The 14798-nt window shown below is 61.6% G+C and carries 13 protein-coding genes and 1 tRNA gene; 8 read left to right on the top strand and 6 right to left on the bottom strand.

Features of this window, described 5'->3' with window-relative positions; all coding sequences use genetic code 11:
- Nucleotides 1–183: 183 nt before the first annotated feature.
- Complete coding sequence (locus tag ASD07_RS27965; protein ID WP_082507602.1) at nucleotides 184–1167, bottom strand: DUF4424 family protein; 984 nt, start codon at nucleotides 1165–1167, stop codon at nucleotides 184–186.
- 90 nt (nucleotides 1168–1257) lie between these two features.
- Between ASD07_RS27965 and ASD07_RS27970 the strand changes: the two genes are divergently transcribed.
- Nucleotides 1258–1632, top strand: coding sequence for a GFA family protein (locus tag ASD07_RS27970; RefSeq protein WP_055938472.1), 375 nt, complete (start codon nucleotides 1258–1260; stop codon nucleotides 1630–1632).
- An 88-nt stretch (nucleotides 1633–1720) separates the two neighbouring features.
- A complete protein-coding gene (locus ASD07_RS27975) occupies nucleotides 1721–4540 on the top strand; it encodes a pitrilysin family protein (RefSeq protein WP_055938474.1) in 2820 nt (939 codons plus the stop codon).
- Between the two features lie 37 nt (nucleotides 4541–4577).
- Here the strand turns inward: ASD07_RS27975 and ASD07_RS27980 are convergent, their stop codons facing one another.
- From ASD07_RS27980 to ASD07_RS28000, 5 genes are all read right to left on the bottom strand, one after another.
- Nucleotides 4578–5525: an SRPBCC family protein gene (locus ASD07_RS27980; protein WP_055938476.1), complete on the bottom strand. Its 948-nt coding sequence runs from the start codon at nucleotides 5523–5525 to the stop codon at nucleotides 4578–4580.
- Nucleotides 5518–5874, bottom strand: coding sequence for a helix-turn-helix transcriptional regulator (locus ASD07_RS27985; RefSeq protein WP_055938479.1), 357 nt, complete (start codon nucleotides 5872–5874; stop codon nucleotides 5518–5520). Before ASD07_RS27985 ends, ASD07_RS27980 begins: the two co-directional genes overlap by 8 nt.
- A gap of 131 nt (nucleotides 5875–6005) precedes the next feature.
- On the bottom strand, nucleotides 6006–6578 hold the full coding sequence (locus ASD07_RS27990; protein ID WP_055938482.1) for a PEP-CTERM sorting domain-containing protein: 573 nt from the start codon (nucleotides 6576–6578) through the stop codon (nucleotides 6006–6008).
- Between the two features lie 215 nt (nucleotides 6579–6793).
- Nucleotides 6794–7384 carry an outer membrane beta-barrel protein gene (locus tag ASD07_RS27995; protein WP_055938485.1) on the bottom strand — a complete coding sequence of 197 codons (591 nt, stop codon included), beginning with the start codon at nucleotides 7382–7384 and terminating at the stop codon, nucleotides 6794–6796.
- Between the two features lie 161 nt (nucleotides 7385–7545).
- Nucleotides 7546–7621, bottom strand: a tRNA-Phe gene (locus tag ASD07_RS28000).
- Between the two features lie 75 nt (nucleotides 7622–7696).
- Between ASD07_RS28000 and ASD07_RS28005 the strand changes: the two genes are divergently transcribed.
- The 6 genes from ASD07_RS28005 (at nucleotide 7697) to ASD07_RS28030 (ending at nucleotide 14794) form a co-directional block, all read left to right on the top strand.
- On the top strand, nucleotides 7697–8902 hold the full coding sequence (locus ASD07_RS28005; RefSeq protein ID WP_055938621.1) for an FAD-dependent monooxygenase: 1206 nt from the start codon (nucleotides 7697–7699) through the stop codon (nucleotides 8900–8902).
- An 11-nt stretch (nucleotides 8903–8913) separates the two neighbouring features.
- Nucleotides 8914–9636 (top strand): thioredoxin fold domain-containing protein, encoded by a 723-nt coding sequence (locus tag ASD07_RS28010; protein ID WP_055938488.1) that lies wholly within the window; start codon nucleotides 8914–8916, stop codon nucleotides 9634–9636.
- 37 nt (nucleotides 9637–9673) lie between these two features.
- A complete protein-coding gene (locus ASD07_RS28015) occupies nucleotides 9674–10132 on the top strand; it encodes a (2Fe-2S)-binding protein (RefSeq protein ID WP_055938489.1) in 459 nt (152 codons plus the stop codon).
- An 11-nt stretch (nucleotides 10133–10143) separates the two neighbouring features.
- Nucleotides 10144–12348, top strand: a complete 2205-nt coding sequence (locus tag ASD07_RS28020; protein ID WP_055938491.1) for a xanthine dehydrogenase family protein molybdopterin-binding subunit — start codon at nucleotides 10144–10146, stop codon at nucleotides 12346–12348.
- A gap of 68 nt (nucleotides 12349–12416) precedes the next feature.
- Complete coding sequence (locus ASD07_RS28025) at nucleotides 12417–13010, top strand: NTP transferase domain-containing protein (protein WP_055938624.1); 594 nt, start codon at nucleotides 12417–12419, stop codon at nucleotides 13008–13010.
- Nucleotides 13007–14794: a M61 family metallopeptidase gene (locus ASD07_RS28030; RefSeq protein ID WP_055938494.1), complete on the top strand. Its 1788-nt coding sequence runs from the start codon at nucleotides 13007–13009 to the stop codon at nucleotides 14792–14794. The genes ASD07_RS28025 and ASD07_RS28030 overlap by 4 nt, the downstream gene beginning before the upstream one ends.
- Nucleotides 14795–14798 lie beyond the last annotated feature (4 nt).

A 14798-nucleotide genomic window follows, 5' to 3' on the forward strand; every position in this document is an offset into this window, starting at 1 on the left:
CTTTTGCGATGCACCATGTCTTATATAAGACATATAAGTTATATTTTATCGTTTAAATTCAATGAGATATTTTGCAATTACCATGATATGAAATTGCTTTTCGCGGAATGAACTGTTCGGTATGATGCGCCGCCAAGCAATTTTCTACGATATGAGATCAGGATTTTGCAATGTGAAATGCGCTCATTTGGGCAGCACCGGCATCACCCCGCTTTGGTCTTCCTCGCTGCTGTCGACGTTGCCGAAATGGACTTCGAGGTCCTGGGTCGGCTGGAAATTCAACAGGCGCACCTGGTAGGTACGTGCGTCGATCTTCTTGAAGGTGCCAGGGAAGCACAGGCTGATCAGTTCATCGGGCTTGCGCTTGACGATATTCAGGGTGAAATCTTCGATGCCGCGCTTCCAGGTGTTGCCGGTGGTGAGGATGTAGGACACGTTATGCGTGTTGACATAGCCATTGTTGCGCGCCTCCACCTTGGCACGCGCGTTCAGGTAGCTCTTGTCGGTGCAGTAGACTTTCGCGAAGTCCTCGTGCATGCCGGATTCGCCGGGGCCGCCGGCGACGAAGGGGCGGTAGTCATGGTGCACGCGCACGACTTTATTGGCAGGGAATTTCTGGCTCCAGACGTAATTGACTTCCACCTTCCAGGTCGGCTCACCATTATCCTTGTCCAGCAGGCCCAGCTTGGTCATCTGTTTGGCTTGCTGTCCAGTGAACGCGGCGGCCCTGCCCGACTTTGCGCCAAAGCTGGGCGAGTAGGCGATTTCCTTGTTGCTGAAACCAAGTTTTCGCAGTTGCGCCGTGACGTCCTTGCCATCAGGCAAGCGAGCTACCATCCGGCTCTGGAACGACACCGGCTTGCCGTCTACCCGGATGGAAAAACCGTCAGGCTGGCCGTAGTAGGTATCGCTGTCCTGTTGCGCGGCAGGGTAGGGCGGCAACGGGAAAACAATGGTTTCTTCGACATCGCTGGCCGATTCGTTCAGGAATTCATAGTCGACACTGATCAGGTTGTGGCTGATATTCAGCACTTCCTTTTTCATGGCAATGGCGTCGGTCTTGCCGAATACGATGCCGCCAACGCCAACTGCGGCAATGCCGTCGTTGGCCAGCGCGGCGCTGGATAGGGTGAGCGCCGCAATGGCGAGGTGCAAGTGTTTATTCATGGTAAGTAATTATATTGTTAATAATGGAATAGCTGCGCGCTCCTGGGGCGCCGATGGCGCTACATTGGCATTTTCCCCAGGAGGCCGGCCATGACTATCAAAGGAAGTTGCCATTGTGGTGCCGTCGCATTCGAGATCGATGGCGAAATTCCCCCTCAGCTCACGCGTTGTACCTGCTCCTTCTGCGCCAAGCGCGGTGCGCTGCTGGCCTATTTTCCCCCGGGCCAGTTCAAACTGGTGCCGGCACCGTCGGGCGACAGCGCCTATCGCTGGAAGACCAGGGCTGTGGCGCACCATTTCTGCCCGCTGTGCGGCTGCGCTACCTTTTCTGATTCTCCTGACTTCCAGCTCGACGGCAGCTGGGATGGCCATACCCGCCGCATCGGCGTCAATGCGCGCCTGTTCGACGGCTTTGATGCTGCCACGGCCGCTGTGACCGTGATCGACGGCAAGCACCTGTGGTGAGCTGCGGCGAAAATTAAAGAATTTTCACCATGGCAAATTCCCGATTATATAATCGATAACCTTTATTTTTATATAGGAACTACCCAGAGTGAAGCTACTTACCGCCATCCTGCTCAGCGCAGGAATCCTGTCGCCAGCATTCGCCGCCGCGCCAGCCGTACCGGCCAAGGCCGCCGCTGCCAAGGCCGCCGCCGTCAAAGTCACCTCGGTCGAGGGCATTACCGAATACCGCCTGGCCAATGGCCTGCGCGTGCTGCTGTTCCCGGACGCGAGCAAGCCGACGCTGACCACCAACATCGTCTACATGGTGGGTTCGCGCCACGAGAACTACGGCGAGACCGGCATGGCCCACTTGCTGGAACACCTGCTGTTCAAGCCGACCGCCAACTTCGGCATCAAGAAAGGCAGCAAGACTCCGGTGGAAGTGCTGAACCAGACCGGCGGCCGCTTCAACGGCACCACCTGGTATGACCGCACCAATTACTTCTCGACCTTCCCGGCCAACGACGACAACCTGAAGCTGATGCTGGAGCTGGAAGCGGACCGCATGGTCAATTCGCCGATCAGCCAGGATGACCTGTGGAACAACAAGACCCAGAAGGGCGAAATGACCGTCGTGCGTAACGAATTCGAACGGGGCGAAAGCGATCCGTTCCGCGTCACGCTCGAGCGCACCATGTCGGTTGCCTTCGACTGGCACAACTACGGCAAATCGACCATCGGCGCCCGCTCCGATATCGAAGGCGTCAGCATCGACCGCCTGCGCGCGTTCTACCAGCGCTACTACCAGCCGGACAACGCGATCCTGATGGTTGCCGGCCGCTTCGACGAAGCCAGGGTGCTGGCCCAGATCAACGAACTGTTCGGAAAAATCCCGAAGCCGACGCGCGTGCTGGCCCCAACCTATACCGCCGAACCGACCCAGGATGGCGAGCGTTCGGTCACCATCCGCCGCACCGGCGGCACCCAGATCGTGGCCGCCGGCTACCACGTGGCCCCGGCCAGCCATGACGATGCGGCAGCCCTGCAGGTGCTTGGCCGTATCCTGTCCGAAGCACCAGGCGGCCGACTGCACAAAGCCCTGGTCGATGCCAAGCTGGCGTCTTCCGTGATGGACCTGGATTTCAACCAGATGGAGCCGGGCTACCGCCTGTTCGCAGCGGTCGTGCCGAAGGACGGCCAGACCGCCGCGGTGGAAGAGGCGATGCTGAAGGCGCTGGAGGACATCAAGTCCAACCCGTTGACCGCAGCAGAAGTAGAGCGCGCCAAAGCTTCGATCGCCAAAGACATCGACCAGACCGTCAACGACACCGCCCGTTTCACCATCGCCCTGACTTCGGCGCAAGCCGCCGGCGACTGGCGCCTGTTCCACCAGCGCCGCGACCAGGTCGAGAAAATCGATGTGGCAGCAGTGCAGGCGGTTGCGCTGAAATACCTGAAACCTGCGAACCGCACCCTGGCGCGCTTCATTCCTACCGAAGGGGCGGACCGCACCGAAGTGCCGAAGACGCCTGACGTGGCAGCACTGGTCAAGGACTACAAAGGCCGTGCAGCGGTGGCACAGGGCGAAGTGTTTGACCCGAGCCCGGACAACATCGAGAAGCGCACCCAGCGTTCAGTACTGGCCAACGGCATGAAGCTGGCGCTGCTGCCAAAGAGCACCAAGGGCAACACTGTCAGCGCATCGATCCAGCTGCGCATGGGAACGGCCGAGAACCTGGCGGGCAAGGCCATCATCGGCGACCTGACCGCATCGTTGCTGTTGAGCGGTACCGAGCGACTGTCGCGCCAGGAAGTCAAGGATGCGCTGGATAAGCTGAAGGCAAACGTGAACGTCAACGGTGGCGCGGAAGGCGTGACGGTCAACCTGACCACCACGCGCGACAACCTGGCGGCAGCACTGGACTTGCTGGGCGAATCGCTGATGAAACCGGCGCTGACGGCGAAAGACTTCTCCGAGCAGCAGCGCGATATGATCTCCGGCACCGAGCAGCAACTGACCGAGCCGCAGCCACTGGCCAGCAACGCGATGCGGCGCCTGACCAATACTTTCCCGGCCGGCCACCCGCATCACACCATGACCCTGCCGGAGCAGTTGGCGGAACAAAAGGCTGCGACGCTGGAGCAAGTCAAAGCCTTCCACAAAGCCTACTATGGCGCCGGTAACGCGACCCTGTCCGTGGTTGGCGACTTCGACATCGCCGCAGTGCAGGCGCAGGCAGCCAGGCTGTTCGGCAACTGGAAGGCGGAGCAGCCGTACGTCCGCATCGCCAGCGAAATGAAGCAGGTGGCAGGCCAGGCCATCTCGCTGGAGACTCCGGACAAAGCCAACTCGGTCCTGTTCGCGATCCAGCCAGTGCCGATGAAGGATGATGCCGCGGCCTACCCGGCCCTGCTGATGGGTAACTACATGCTTGGCGGCGGCGCCTTGCGCAGCCGTTTGGCCGACCGCATCCGCCAGAAAGAAGGCCTGTCGTATGGCGTGGGCTCGCAGCTGTCGGTGCCGTCGCGCGATCCGGCCGGCCTGTGGCTGGCCTTCGCGATCAGCGCGCCGCAAAACACCGCCAAGGTAGAAGCTGCGCTGCGTGAGGAACTGTCCAAGGCGCTCAAGGACGGTTTCACCGACGCTGAACTGGCCGATGCCAAGAAAGCCTGGCTGCAATCGCAGCAAGTGGGCCGTACCGGTGACGCCAGCCTGGCTGGGCGCCTGGCGAGCTACCTGAGCTTCGAGCGCACCATGGCCTTCGAGAAGGACCTGGAAGCCAAAGTCAGTGCGTTGACCGTAGCACAGGTGAACGAGGCACTGCGCGCTCACTTGAAGCCGGAAGCGGTTTCGGTGATCAAGGCCGGTGACTTTGCCAAAGCCGCAGCCGGTGCAGCCGGTGCGGCGCCAGCCTCCAAGCCGTAATTGAAGTTCCCCGCCGCTTCGCGCGGCGGGTCTCCCCTTAAGCGCCGAGCAGCGCCTCGAGCTTGTCGAAGGATCCGCTCCAGCCCTGCGTCATGCTGGCGCGGTGCTCGAGGAAGGCCGCCAGTTCGGCCGCCGTCGCTTTGCCTTCCACTTCCCACGTTACCGTCACCCGGGTGCGATTCGGCGCTTCGGCAGCGAATTGCACCGTGGTTCGCATGGTTTCCGGCCATACCGGCGCCATTGGATGGCGCGCGATGTTTTCGTTCTCGTCGCAGAATTGCTGGGTGTAGACCAGCAGGTCGGGGCGGCGGATCTCTTCGTAATGGGCGCGGCCATACATGGTGATGGCCGCATTGCTCATGCAGTACAGCGATGCGCCGCCGGAGCGAATGTCTGCGCGCAGGAAGCGCATCTCCATGCCGGTAGGCGGAAGCCAGCGGGCCAGGTGCTCGGGCTTGGTCCACATGTCGAACACGGTTGCCAGCGGCGCCTCGAAGCTGCGGTTGATGACGAACTTGTCCTGGTCCGCCAGGCGCTTGCCCAGGTATTCGGCCAGGCGGTCCCAGGTCGAATCGCCATTGGCGTGGCGGATGAACTGGCGGGTCTGGGCGGCAGCTTGCGCATCGGCCAGGGCCATGGTCATGTCCATGCGGGTCTTGCCATCCACCTCTTCAAACAGGACGGTGACGCGGAACAGCGGCGGCGTGTCTTCGGTGGCGCCGTGGTCGTAGACCAGCTTATGCAGCGGCTCCACCACGTGATAGGTGGTCATGTTGGGGAAGTCGGTGCCGTCCGGGCCGTGCATGGTGTAGCGCCAGGTTCCGCCGACGCGCAGGTCCTTGCTGTGCGTGGTCAGCGTGAAGCCGCGCGGCCCCCACCATTGCGCCACTTGGGCTGGATCGTTCCACGCATCCCAGACTGCCTGCACGGGCGCGTCATAGCTGCGGATAATGCGAATCTCATTCGGGGCAGTGAATTCAGGCATTTTCATCTCCTTCAGGTGGGTTTTTTGCAGTGACGGTTTTCAGGTAGGCCTCGAGGCGGTCGAAACTTTCTTCCCAGAACCCGCGGTATTGCTCCATCCAGCCGGCGGCGTCCTTCAGCCCTTGGCCATTGATCTTGCACGAGCGCCATTGCGCCTTGCGCGTCTTGGTGATGAGGCCGGCCTTTTCGAGCACCTGCAAATGTTTGGTGATAGCAGGCAAGCTCATCTCGTCCAGGAAAGGCTCGGCCAGGTCGGAAACATTGGCCTCTCCCAGCGACAGCCGCGCAAGCATGGCGCGCCGGGTCGGGTCTGCCAGCGCAGAAAAGGTTTGGCTGAGAGGATCTTGCATCGAATTTCACCAATCGATTAATTAACTGATTGGTTTAATATAGGCCGGAGAAGGGATGGCGTCAAGCGCGTCCTGTCCCGGAAAGAAAAACGCCGATCGTGAGGATCGGCGTTTTCAGGGGGGGCTTCGGCTTACGACTTGCGTGGCTTGCGGCGCGCAATGGCAATGCCTGCCAGGCCCAGCGACAGCAGCAGCATGCTGGCTGGTTCCGGGATGTCATTCGGCGTGGTGGTGTTGCTGAAGGAGAAGCTCAGGTCATTGAATTCGAAGGGGCCGTTGTACAGGTCTTCGAAGCTCACCAGCGTGGTGTTGGGAAGCCAGTTGCCCTGCACGCGTGCGTGGAACGAGCCATCTTGGTTGCGGCCGGCCAACCCGGTGAAATAGTCCGAATTGGTGTTGTTGACGTGCAGGCGGAAGACGAGTTCGCTAGCCACGGCAAAGCTGCCCAGGTCCACAGTCGCGCCAATGGCCGAGCCATGATTATTGAACAGGAAAATGTCGTTGCCCGCGATGCCGTCATTGGTGACGAGGTACAGGTCATTGCTGTACGAAGCGGAATTGCCCTCGTAGCGCGCGACAATATTGGCGGTGCTGCCAACCAGCACAGGATTGCCTTCGGTGCCGGTGGTGGCGATCGGGAAGGCAAAGGCTGACAGCGGGGCGATCAGTGCGATGGCAGCCAAGAGCTGGCGAAGAAGTTTCATTGAGAATCCCAAGGGTTGACAAAGACTCAACAGGATTAGCACAAATCATGCCATAGCAACAATATTGTTGGTTTCGCTTGTAGTTACAAGCGGTTACGCCTTGTTTTACTAGTGAAATTCATTGCCTGGATGGCAATGTGTAAAATTTCCCGACAAAAACAAAAATGCCACACGAAGGTGGCATTTTTAGCTCCAGGACAAGCTTCGTGCAGGCCTTAGAAATAGTAATTGCCCGAGATGCCAACGTGCTCGGCTTTCACTTCCACGGGACGGAAACGGCTCTTGACGTCGAACTTCTCATTCACGTAACGCACTTTAATGCTCGCTTGCGGCGAGAACATATACTCCGCCTCTACCAGGCCGCTCAGGGTGTTGTCGAACTTCACGTCGTCGATATCGGCCACACCGCTTCCGCTCAGCTTGGCGCCCGATACATAGCGCAGGCCGGTGCCGATCTTCCATTGCTGGTTGATGTGATAGAAGGCCATGGCTTCTACCGGGACGCGCTGGAACGTCAGGCTGCCATTTTGCGCGGACTGCTCGTCCACGTGGAAGTTGACGCTGGTTTGCGCGGAAAACTGCTCATTGATGCGGAATTCCAGGCCAGCGGTGAAGTACACGCCGGAGCCGGCTTTGATGCTGGCCGTGTCGCCGTTGGTGTACTCGGCGGTGGCCAGTTTGTCGCCGCCGGTGCTGGCGCCGATGCCGACAAAGCCGCGAACGGTCTTGGCCGGGGCGGCAACTTCCTGGGCGAACGAAGACGAGGCGATTGCCAGCGCGGCGAGGGCGAATACAGCTTTTTTCATGCTTTTGATCTCTTGTTGAAAAACTTGCTAAGGGGAAATATAAACGCGAGATGGTATCATCTTGATACCTTCTTAAAATGCGCTAATTCTCACCAAATCAAAAGCCATTGCACAAAACAAAAACGCCGATCGCAAGGATCGGCGTTTTTACTTTTTATTCTTGGTGGCCCGGGGCGGAATCGAACCACCGACACAAGGATTTTCAATCCTCTGCTCTACCAACTGAGCTACCAGGCCAAGAGGCAGCATTATAGCAGGCAATCCTTGGTTTGCAATAGCCTTTTTCTGTTGTGGGAAAGTTATAATGCGCGCATGAACAAGCCCACGCATCACCATATGCAGACTGCGGTCTGCATCGTTGGCAATGGCGCCATTGCCAAGACGGCCGCCCTGGCGTTTGCCCAGTCCGGATTGAGTGTGACCTTGCTGGCGCCGGCTCCGCCGCCGGCCCGCCCGGACGAGGCGAGCTGGGACGTCCGCGTGTTCGCCATCAACCACACTGCCCACCGCCTGCTTGATTCCCTGAAAGTGTGGGGCGCGATGGATCAGGCGCGTATTGCCCCGGTCGACGCCATGCTGGTCAATGGCGACGGCAGCAAGGCCGGCGCGCTGAACTTCGATGCCTACGGCGCCCACACCGGCACATTGTGCTGGATCGTGGAGGACCGCAACCTGAACCAGGCGCTGGATGCCGCGCTGCGTTTCGCCCAGAACGTGCATTTCGTGCACGGCCAAGCGGTCGCGCTGAAACACGACGAGCAGGGCGCGGTGATCACCATGGACGATGGTTCCCACCTGGGCGCCTCGCTGGTGGTTGGCGCCGACGGCGCCCAGTCCTGGGTGCGCGGCCAGTGCGATATCGGCCTCGATTACCGCCCGTACAACCAGAGCGGCGTGGTGTCCAACTTCGCTTGCGAACTGCCGCACCACGGCGTTGCGCACCAGTGGTTTACTGGCGAGCAGGGCATCGTGGCCCTGCTGCCGCTGCCGGGCAACCAGGTTTCGCTGGTGTGGTCTGCGCCGGACACGCTGGCCGATTCCCTGTGCCGCGAAGGCGCCACTGCGCTGGCCGAACGGCTGGCCGCCTTTGCCCATGAAAAGCTGGGCAAGCTGGCGCCGCTGCAGCCGGAAGTGGTCAAGGCCTTCCCGCTGCGGCTGATGCGCCCGCATTCGATGGTGGCGCCGCGCGTGGCCCTGGTGGGTGATGCTGCCCACGTGGTGCACCCGCTGGCCGGCCACGGCATGAACCTGGGCTTCGGCGATGTGCAGGAATTGGTGAAAGCCGTGGCGGAACGGGAAGAGCACCGTTCCATCGGCGATGACCGCGTGCTGGCGCGCTATGCCCGTGCACGCAAGGAAGAAGTCAGCCTGATGCTGGCCACAACGGATGGACTGGAGCGACTGTTCGCCACCGATCTCGAACCGGTGCGCGCAGTGCGTAATTTCGGGCTAAACTTGCTGGATAAATTGCCGGGCGTAAAGCGCCGGCTGATCTCACATGCCCTCGGAAAGCTGTAAGCGGAGAACCTATGAAGAAGAGTAAGCTGGTTTTGGCAATGGCCTCGGTCATGCTGATGTCCTGTGCGGATGCGCAGAATGGAAAAGAAGAAGCGCAAGTGCGCAAAGCCCTGGCCGAGCGCCTGAACGGCGTCAAGATCGACTCCATCAGGAAGGCCCCGATCCCCGGGATGTATGAAGTGGCGATCGGCAATGAGCTGCGCTACACCGACCCGACCGGCCGCTACCTGCTGGAAGGCCACATCCTTGACCTGCAGACCCGCACCGACCTGACCCAGGCCCGCATCGATGACCTGAACAAGATCAAGTTCGACGACCTGCCTTTCGAACTGGCGCTGAAGTCCGTCAAGGGCAACGGCAAGCGCGTGATGGCGATTTTCGAAGATCCGAACTGCGGCTATTGCAAGCGCTTCCGCCAGACGACCCTGGCCAGTACGGATAACGTGACCGTGTACACCTTCCTGTACAACATCCTGTCGCCGGATTCTTTCACCAAGTCGCAGAACATCTGGTGCTCGTCCGACCGCAATAAGGCTTGGGACGACTGGATGTTGAACGGCAAGGCAGCGCCGGCAGCGCCGAATGGCTGCACTTCGCCTAACGACAAGGTACTGGCCCTGGGCCAGAAAATGAGCATCAATGGCACGCCGGCGATCTTCTTCGCTGACGGTAGCCGCATTGCAGGAGCCGTTGACCAGCGTGCGCTGGAAGCAAAGTTCGCCACCATTAAGTAAAAATGCGGGTTCAGGTCCAACTAACTAGGGAGCTGGCATGGTCACATTGAACATCAACGGGCGCGACGTGCAAGTCGACGCCGATCCTTCCACGCCCATCCTGTGGGCCTTGCGCGATAACCTCAATATGACCGGCACCAAGTTTGGCTGCGGCATGGCGATGTGCGGTGCGTGCACGGTGCACCTGGAAGGGCAGGCGATCCGTTCCTGCGTGACGCCGATTTCGGCGGCGGTGGGGCAGAAGATCAGCACCATCGAAGCCATGTCAGCCGACAAGGTGGGCAAGGCGGTGCAGGATGCCTGGGTCAAGCACGATGTGCCGCAATGTGGCTACTGCCAGAGTGGCCAGGTGATGAGCGCAACGGCCCTGCTGCGCACCAACAAGGCGCCGAGTGATAGCGATATCGACAACGCCATGTCGGGCAATATCTGCCGCTGTGGTACCTATCAACGGATCCGCGCCGCCATCAAGGACGCCGCGAAATCCATCGCTTAAGGGAGTCCGCCATGCGCAAAGAATGGTTCATGGCAGCTCAAGCGGACGATGCGGCTCCTGAAGGGGTGTCGCGCCGTTCTTTCCTGAAGGCCGGCAGTGGCCTGCTCCTCGGCTTCTACGTGGCCAGTGGCGGCGGGCGCTTTGCCCGGGCGCTGGCTGCCGATGCGCCGGCCAAGCCGCCGGTGGCGCCCAACGCTTTCCTGCATATCGCGCCTGACAATACCGTCACCATCCAGGTCAACCGGCTCGAATTCGGCCAGGGCGTGCATACCGCGCTGCCGATGCTGATCGCCGAAGAACTCGACGCGGACTGGTCGCAGGTGCGCTCTTCGCTGGCGCCGGCCGGCGATCCGTACAAAGACCCTAATTTCGGCATCCAGATGACGGGCGGCTCCACCGCCGTCAAGCACTCCTGGCAGCAGCACCGCGAAATCGGCGCCCGGGCACGCGCCATGCTGGTTGCCGCGGCGGCCGAGCAGTGGAAAGTTCCTGTTTCCCAGGTGCGTGCTTCGAAGGGCGTGCTAACTGGCCCCGCCGGACAGAACGCGACTTACGGCGCCATGGCCGATGCGGCCATGAAGCAGCCGGTGCCGAAAGAAGTCAAACTGAAAGACCAGAAGGACTTCGCCATCATCGGCAAGCCGACGCCGCGCCTGGATGCGCGCGCCAAGTCGAGCGGCACCCAGCAATTCGGCATGGACTTCAAGCCTGAGGGCGCCAAGGTTGCGCTGGTGGTGCGTGCCCCGGTGTTTGGCGGCAAAGTGAAGAAGTTCGATGCTTCCAGGGCCAAGGCCATTCCGGGCGTGATCGATGTCATCAAGGTCGATACCGACCGTGGCGGCAGCGGCCTGGCCGTGGTGGCGAACGGCTATTGGCCGGCCAAACAGGCCCGCGAGGCGCTGGTGGTCGAGTGGGATACCGAGGGCCTGGAAAAGGTCAGCAGCAAGAAGCAGCTCGCCGAGTACAAGGCGCTGGCGAAGAAGCCCGGCACGCCGGTGAAGAAGGCCGATATCGCGGCCATCGCCAAGGCGCCGAAGAAGATCAGTGCGACCTATGAATTCCCTTACCTGGCGCACGCGCCAATGGAGCCGCTGAACTGCGTGGTGGACTTGAAGGGCGATTCCTGCACCATCTGGGCGGGCAGCCAGTTCCAGACCCTGGACGCGGTGGCTGCCGCCAAGGCGGCCGGCCTGACGCCGGACAAGGTCACGCTGAACACCATGATGGCAGGCGGCGGTTTCGGCCGCCGGGCGGTGCCGACTTCCGACTACATCGTGGAAGCGGTGAATGTGGCCAAGGCCTGGGGCAAGGGGCCGGTCAAGCTGATCTGGAGCCGCGAGGACGATATCAAGGGCGGCTACTACCGTCCTTCCCATGTGCACCAGGCCGATATCGGCTTTGATGCCAAGGGCAATATCGTTGGCTGGAACCATGTGATTGTCGGCCAGTCCATCATCACCGGCACGCCGTTCGAACCGATGATGGTGAAGGATGGCGTGGACGCGACCATGGTCGAGGGCATGGGCGACCCGTATTCGGTGCCGATGAACCTGAGCGTGCACAATGTGACGGCCAATGTGCCGGTGCTGTGGTGGCGCTCCGTCGGTTCGACCCACACGGCCTTCGTGATGGAGACCCTGATCGACGAGGCGGCACATGTCGCCAAGATGGATCCGGTGGAATACCGGCGCAAGCTGATCGACCCCAAACATGCACGCCAGTTGGCGGCGCTGAACCTGGCGGTGGAGAAGTCGGGCTACGGCAAGGCCAAGCTGCCCAAAGGCCAGGCCTGGGGCGTGGCGCTGCATGAATCGTTCGAAACTTCCGTGGCATACGTCGTGGTGGCGTCGATGAAGAATGGCCAGCCCAAGCTGCACAAGGTAACCGCCGGCGTGCATTGCAACCTGCCGGTGAACCCGATGACCATCGAGGCGCAGGTCCAGGGCGCGGCCTTGATGGGCCTCGGCACTACCTTGCCCGGCGCGGCGATCACGCTGAAAGATGGCGTGGTTGAACAGTCGAACTTCAGCGACTACACGGTGGCGCGCATGACGGACATGCCGGTGGTGGAGGTGTTCACCGTCGCATCGACCGACAATCCGACCGGCATGGGCGAGCCTGGCTTGCCTCCGCTGGCTCCGGCCTTGGCCAACGCAGTGTTCAAACTGACCGGCAAACGCGTTCGCAAGCTGCCGTTCGACCTGTCCACAGCTTAAGGCGGGCATCGCACGTGGCCGCCCCAACTGCCGCCATCGCGTCCGCCGTAGTTGCGGACGCAGGCGCCGTGGGGAGCGCAGTGGTGGGCGTCCTGCTGGCGGCAGGCCGCGGCAGCCGTTTCGATCCCACTGGCGAGCGCTATAAGCTGCTGCAGGCGCTGCCGAATGGCGATCCGGTCGTTGTGGCCAGTGCCCGCGCCTTGCTGGCAGCCGTGCCGCGCGTATTCGCCGTGGTGCGCCCGGAAGACGCGGCAACGGCAGGCTTGTTGCGCGGCCTTGGCTGTGAAGTTGTCGTTTGCGCCAACGCTGGAGATGGCATGGCCGCTTCGCTGGCATGCGCTGTGCAGCACGCGCGCGATGCCGGCGGCTGGCTGATCGCGCTGGCCGATATGCCTTATGTGCAGCCGGCCACAATGGCCGCGCTGGCAGGCGCGGTCGGGCAGGGCGGCAGCGCCTCAGGCACTGCGGCCATCGCGGCACCGGTGCACGAAGGCCGGCGCGGCAACCCGGTCGCCTTCGGCCGTACCCACCTGCAAGCCTTGCTGGCGCTGGCCGGCGACCAGGGCGCCCGCAGCATCTTGAAGAACAACCCGGTTAACGAACTGACGGTGAACGATCCCGGCATCCTGCAGGACATCGACACGCCGTCCGACATCCAATGAAAAGCAAAAAAATCAGCTATACCATCGCCGCCCAAGACCCGGCCACCCATATGTTCCAGGTCGCGATGACGATTGAGACCCCGGCGCCGGAGGGGCAGGTCCTGGTGCTGCCGGCCTGGATCCCCGGCAGCTACATGATCCGCGAATTCTCGCGCAATATCGTGCAGATCCGCGCCGAAGCCGGCGGCCAGCCGGTGGAACTGGCGAAGCTGGACAAGCACTCCTGGCAGGCTGCGCCTTGCAAGGGCAAGCTCACGGTGCACTACGAAGTCTATGCCTGGGACCTGTCGGTGCGGGCCGCCCACCTCGACCAGACCCACGGCTTCTTCAACGGCACCAGCGTGTTCCTGCGCGCCGTTGGCCAGGAAGGCGAGCCGCATGTGGTCGACATCCAGCGCCCGGCCCATGAGGCAGCGGCCAAATGGCGCGTCGCTACGGCCCTGCCGGAACTGAAGGCCAAGCGCTACGGCTTCGGCACCTACATCGCGCAGGACTACGACGAATTGATCGACAGCCCGGTCGAAATGGGCACGTTTGAAATTGCCAGCTTCAAGGCTTTGGGCGTGCAGCACGACGTGGTGTTCACCGGCCGCGTGCCCAACCTCGATATCGCCCGCGTCTGCGCCGACCTGAAACAGATCTGCGAGGCGCAGATTGCCTTCTTCGAGCCGCGCACGAAAAAAGCGCCGATGGAACGCTACGTCTTCATGACCATGGTAGTGGGCGACGGCTATGGCGGCCTGGAACACCGTGCCTCCACGGCGCTGTTCTGCTCCCGTGCCGACCTGCCCACCACCGCGCAGAAAGGCAAGGAGCCAAGTGAAGGCTATATGAAGTTCCTCGGCCTGTGCAGCCACGAGTATTTCCACACCTGGAACGTCAAGCGCATCAAGCCGGCGGTGTTCGCGCCTTACGATTACCAGGTGGAGAACTACACCCCGCTGCTTTGGCTGTTCGAAGGCTTTACCAGCTATTACGACGACCTGATGCTGGTGCGCGCCGGCCTGCTGTCGGAAGAGGGCTACTTCAAGATGCTGGGCAAGACCGCCGGCGCCGTGCTGCGCGGCAGCGGCCGCAGCAAGCAAAGCGTGGCCGATTCCAGCTTCGACGCCTGGGGCAAGTATTATCGCCAGGATGAAAACTCGCCGAACGCCATCGTCAGCTACTACGCCAAGGGCTCGCTGATCGGCCTGGGCCTGGACCTGACCATTCGCGCCAAGACCAACGGCAAGCGCTCGCTGGACGACATCATGCGCGCGCTGTGGCAAAAGTTCGGCCGCGATTTCTATAATGGCAAAGCGCGCGGCGTCACGCCGGAAGAGGTGGAAGCGCTGTTCGATAATGTGGCCGGCTTCAAGCTGAAGACCTTCTTCGACAAGTACATCCGCGGCACCGAGGACGTACCGCTGGCAAAGCTGCTGCCGCAGTTCGGCGTCGGCTACAGGGACGAACGCAAGTCGTCCAAGCCGAGCCTGGACGTCAACATCGGCCGCGACGGCGCCGACTGCAAGCTGGGCGCCGTGCACGACGGCGGCGCGGCGCAGAAGGCCGGCCTCTCGGCCAACGACCTGCTGGTGGCGATCGACGGCCTGCGTGTCAGCGGCAATCCGTCCAATGTCGACGCCCTGCTGTCGCGCTACAAGGTCGGTGAGACCGTGCAGGTGCATGCTTTCCGGCGCGACGAACTGATGGCCTTCGACGTGGTGCTGCAAGGCGACCGCGCGCCGGGCATCAGCATCGCGGTGGAGCAGCAGAAAACCAGCCTGCGCCGCCCGACTGCCTGATGCA

Origin of the sequence: Duganella sp. Root336D2, from assembly GCF_001425005.1 — a bacterium.
Lineage (GTDB): Bacteria > Pseudomonadota > Gammaproteobacteria > Burkholderiales > Burkholderiaceae_D > Rugamonas.

Bases quoted from the DNA above. Each gene is read 5' to 3' on its own strand.
- ASD07_RS28005 (WP_055938621.1), top strand. From the start codon at position 7,697: ATGAACAAGCCCACGCATCACCATATGCAGACTGCGGTCTGCATCGTT.
- ASD07_RS27970 (WP_055938472.1), top strand. From the start codon at position 1,258: ATGACTATCAAAGGAAGTTGCCATTGTGGTGCCGTCGCATTCGAGATC.
- ASD07_RS27985 (WP_055938479.1), bottom strand. From the start codon at position 5,874: ATGCAAGATCCTCTCAGCCAAACCTTTTCTGCGCTGGCAGACCCGACC.
- ASD07_RS28010 (WP_055938488.1), top strand. From the start codon at position 8,914: ATGAAGAAGAGTAAGCTGGTTTTGGCAATGGCCTCGGTCATGCTGATG.
- ASD07_RS28015 (WP_055938489.1), top strand. From the start codon at position 9,674: ATGGTCACATTGAACATCAACGGGCGCGACGTGCAAGTCGACGCCGAT.
- ASD07_RS27990 (WP_055938482.1), bottom strand. From the start codon at position 6,578: ATGAAACTTCTTCGCCAGCTCTTGGCTGCCATCGCACTGATCGCCCCG.
- ASD07_RS27980 (WP_055938476.1), bottom strand. From the start codon at position 5,525: ATGCCTGAATTCACTGCCCCGAATGAGATTCGCATTATCCGCAGCTAT.
- ASD07_RS28030 (WP_055938494.1), top strand. From the start codon at position 13,007: ATGAAAAGCAAAAAAATCAGCTATACCATCGCCGCCCAAGACCCGGCC.
- ASD07_RS27995 (WP_055938485.1), bottom strand. From the start codon at position 7,384: ATGAAAAAAGCTGTATTCGCCCTCGCCGCGCTGGCAATCGCCTCGTCT.
- ASD07_RS27965 (WP_082507602.1), bottom strand. From the start codon at position 1,167: ATGAATAAACACTTGCACCTCGCCATTGCGGCGCTCACCCTATCCAGC.
- ASD07_RS28020 (WP_055938491.1), top strand. From the start codon at position 10,144: ATGCGCAAAGAATGGTTCATGGCAGCTCAAGCGGACGATGCGGCTCCT.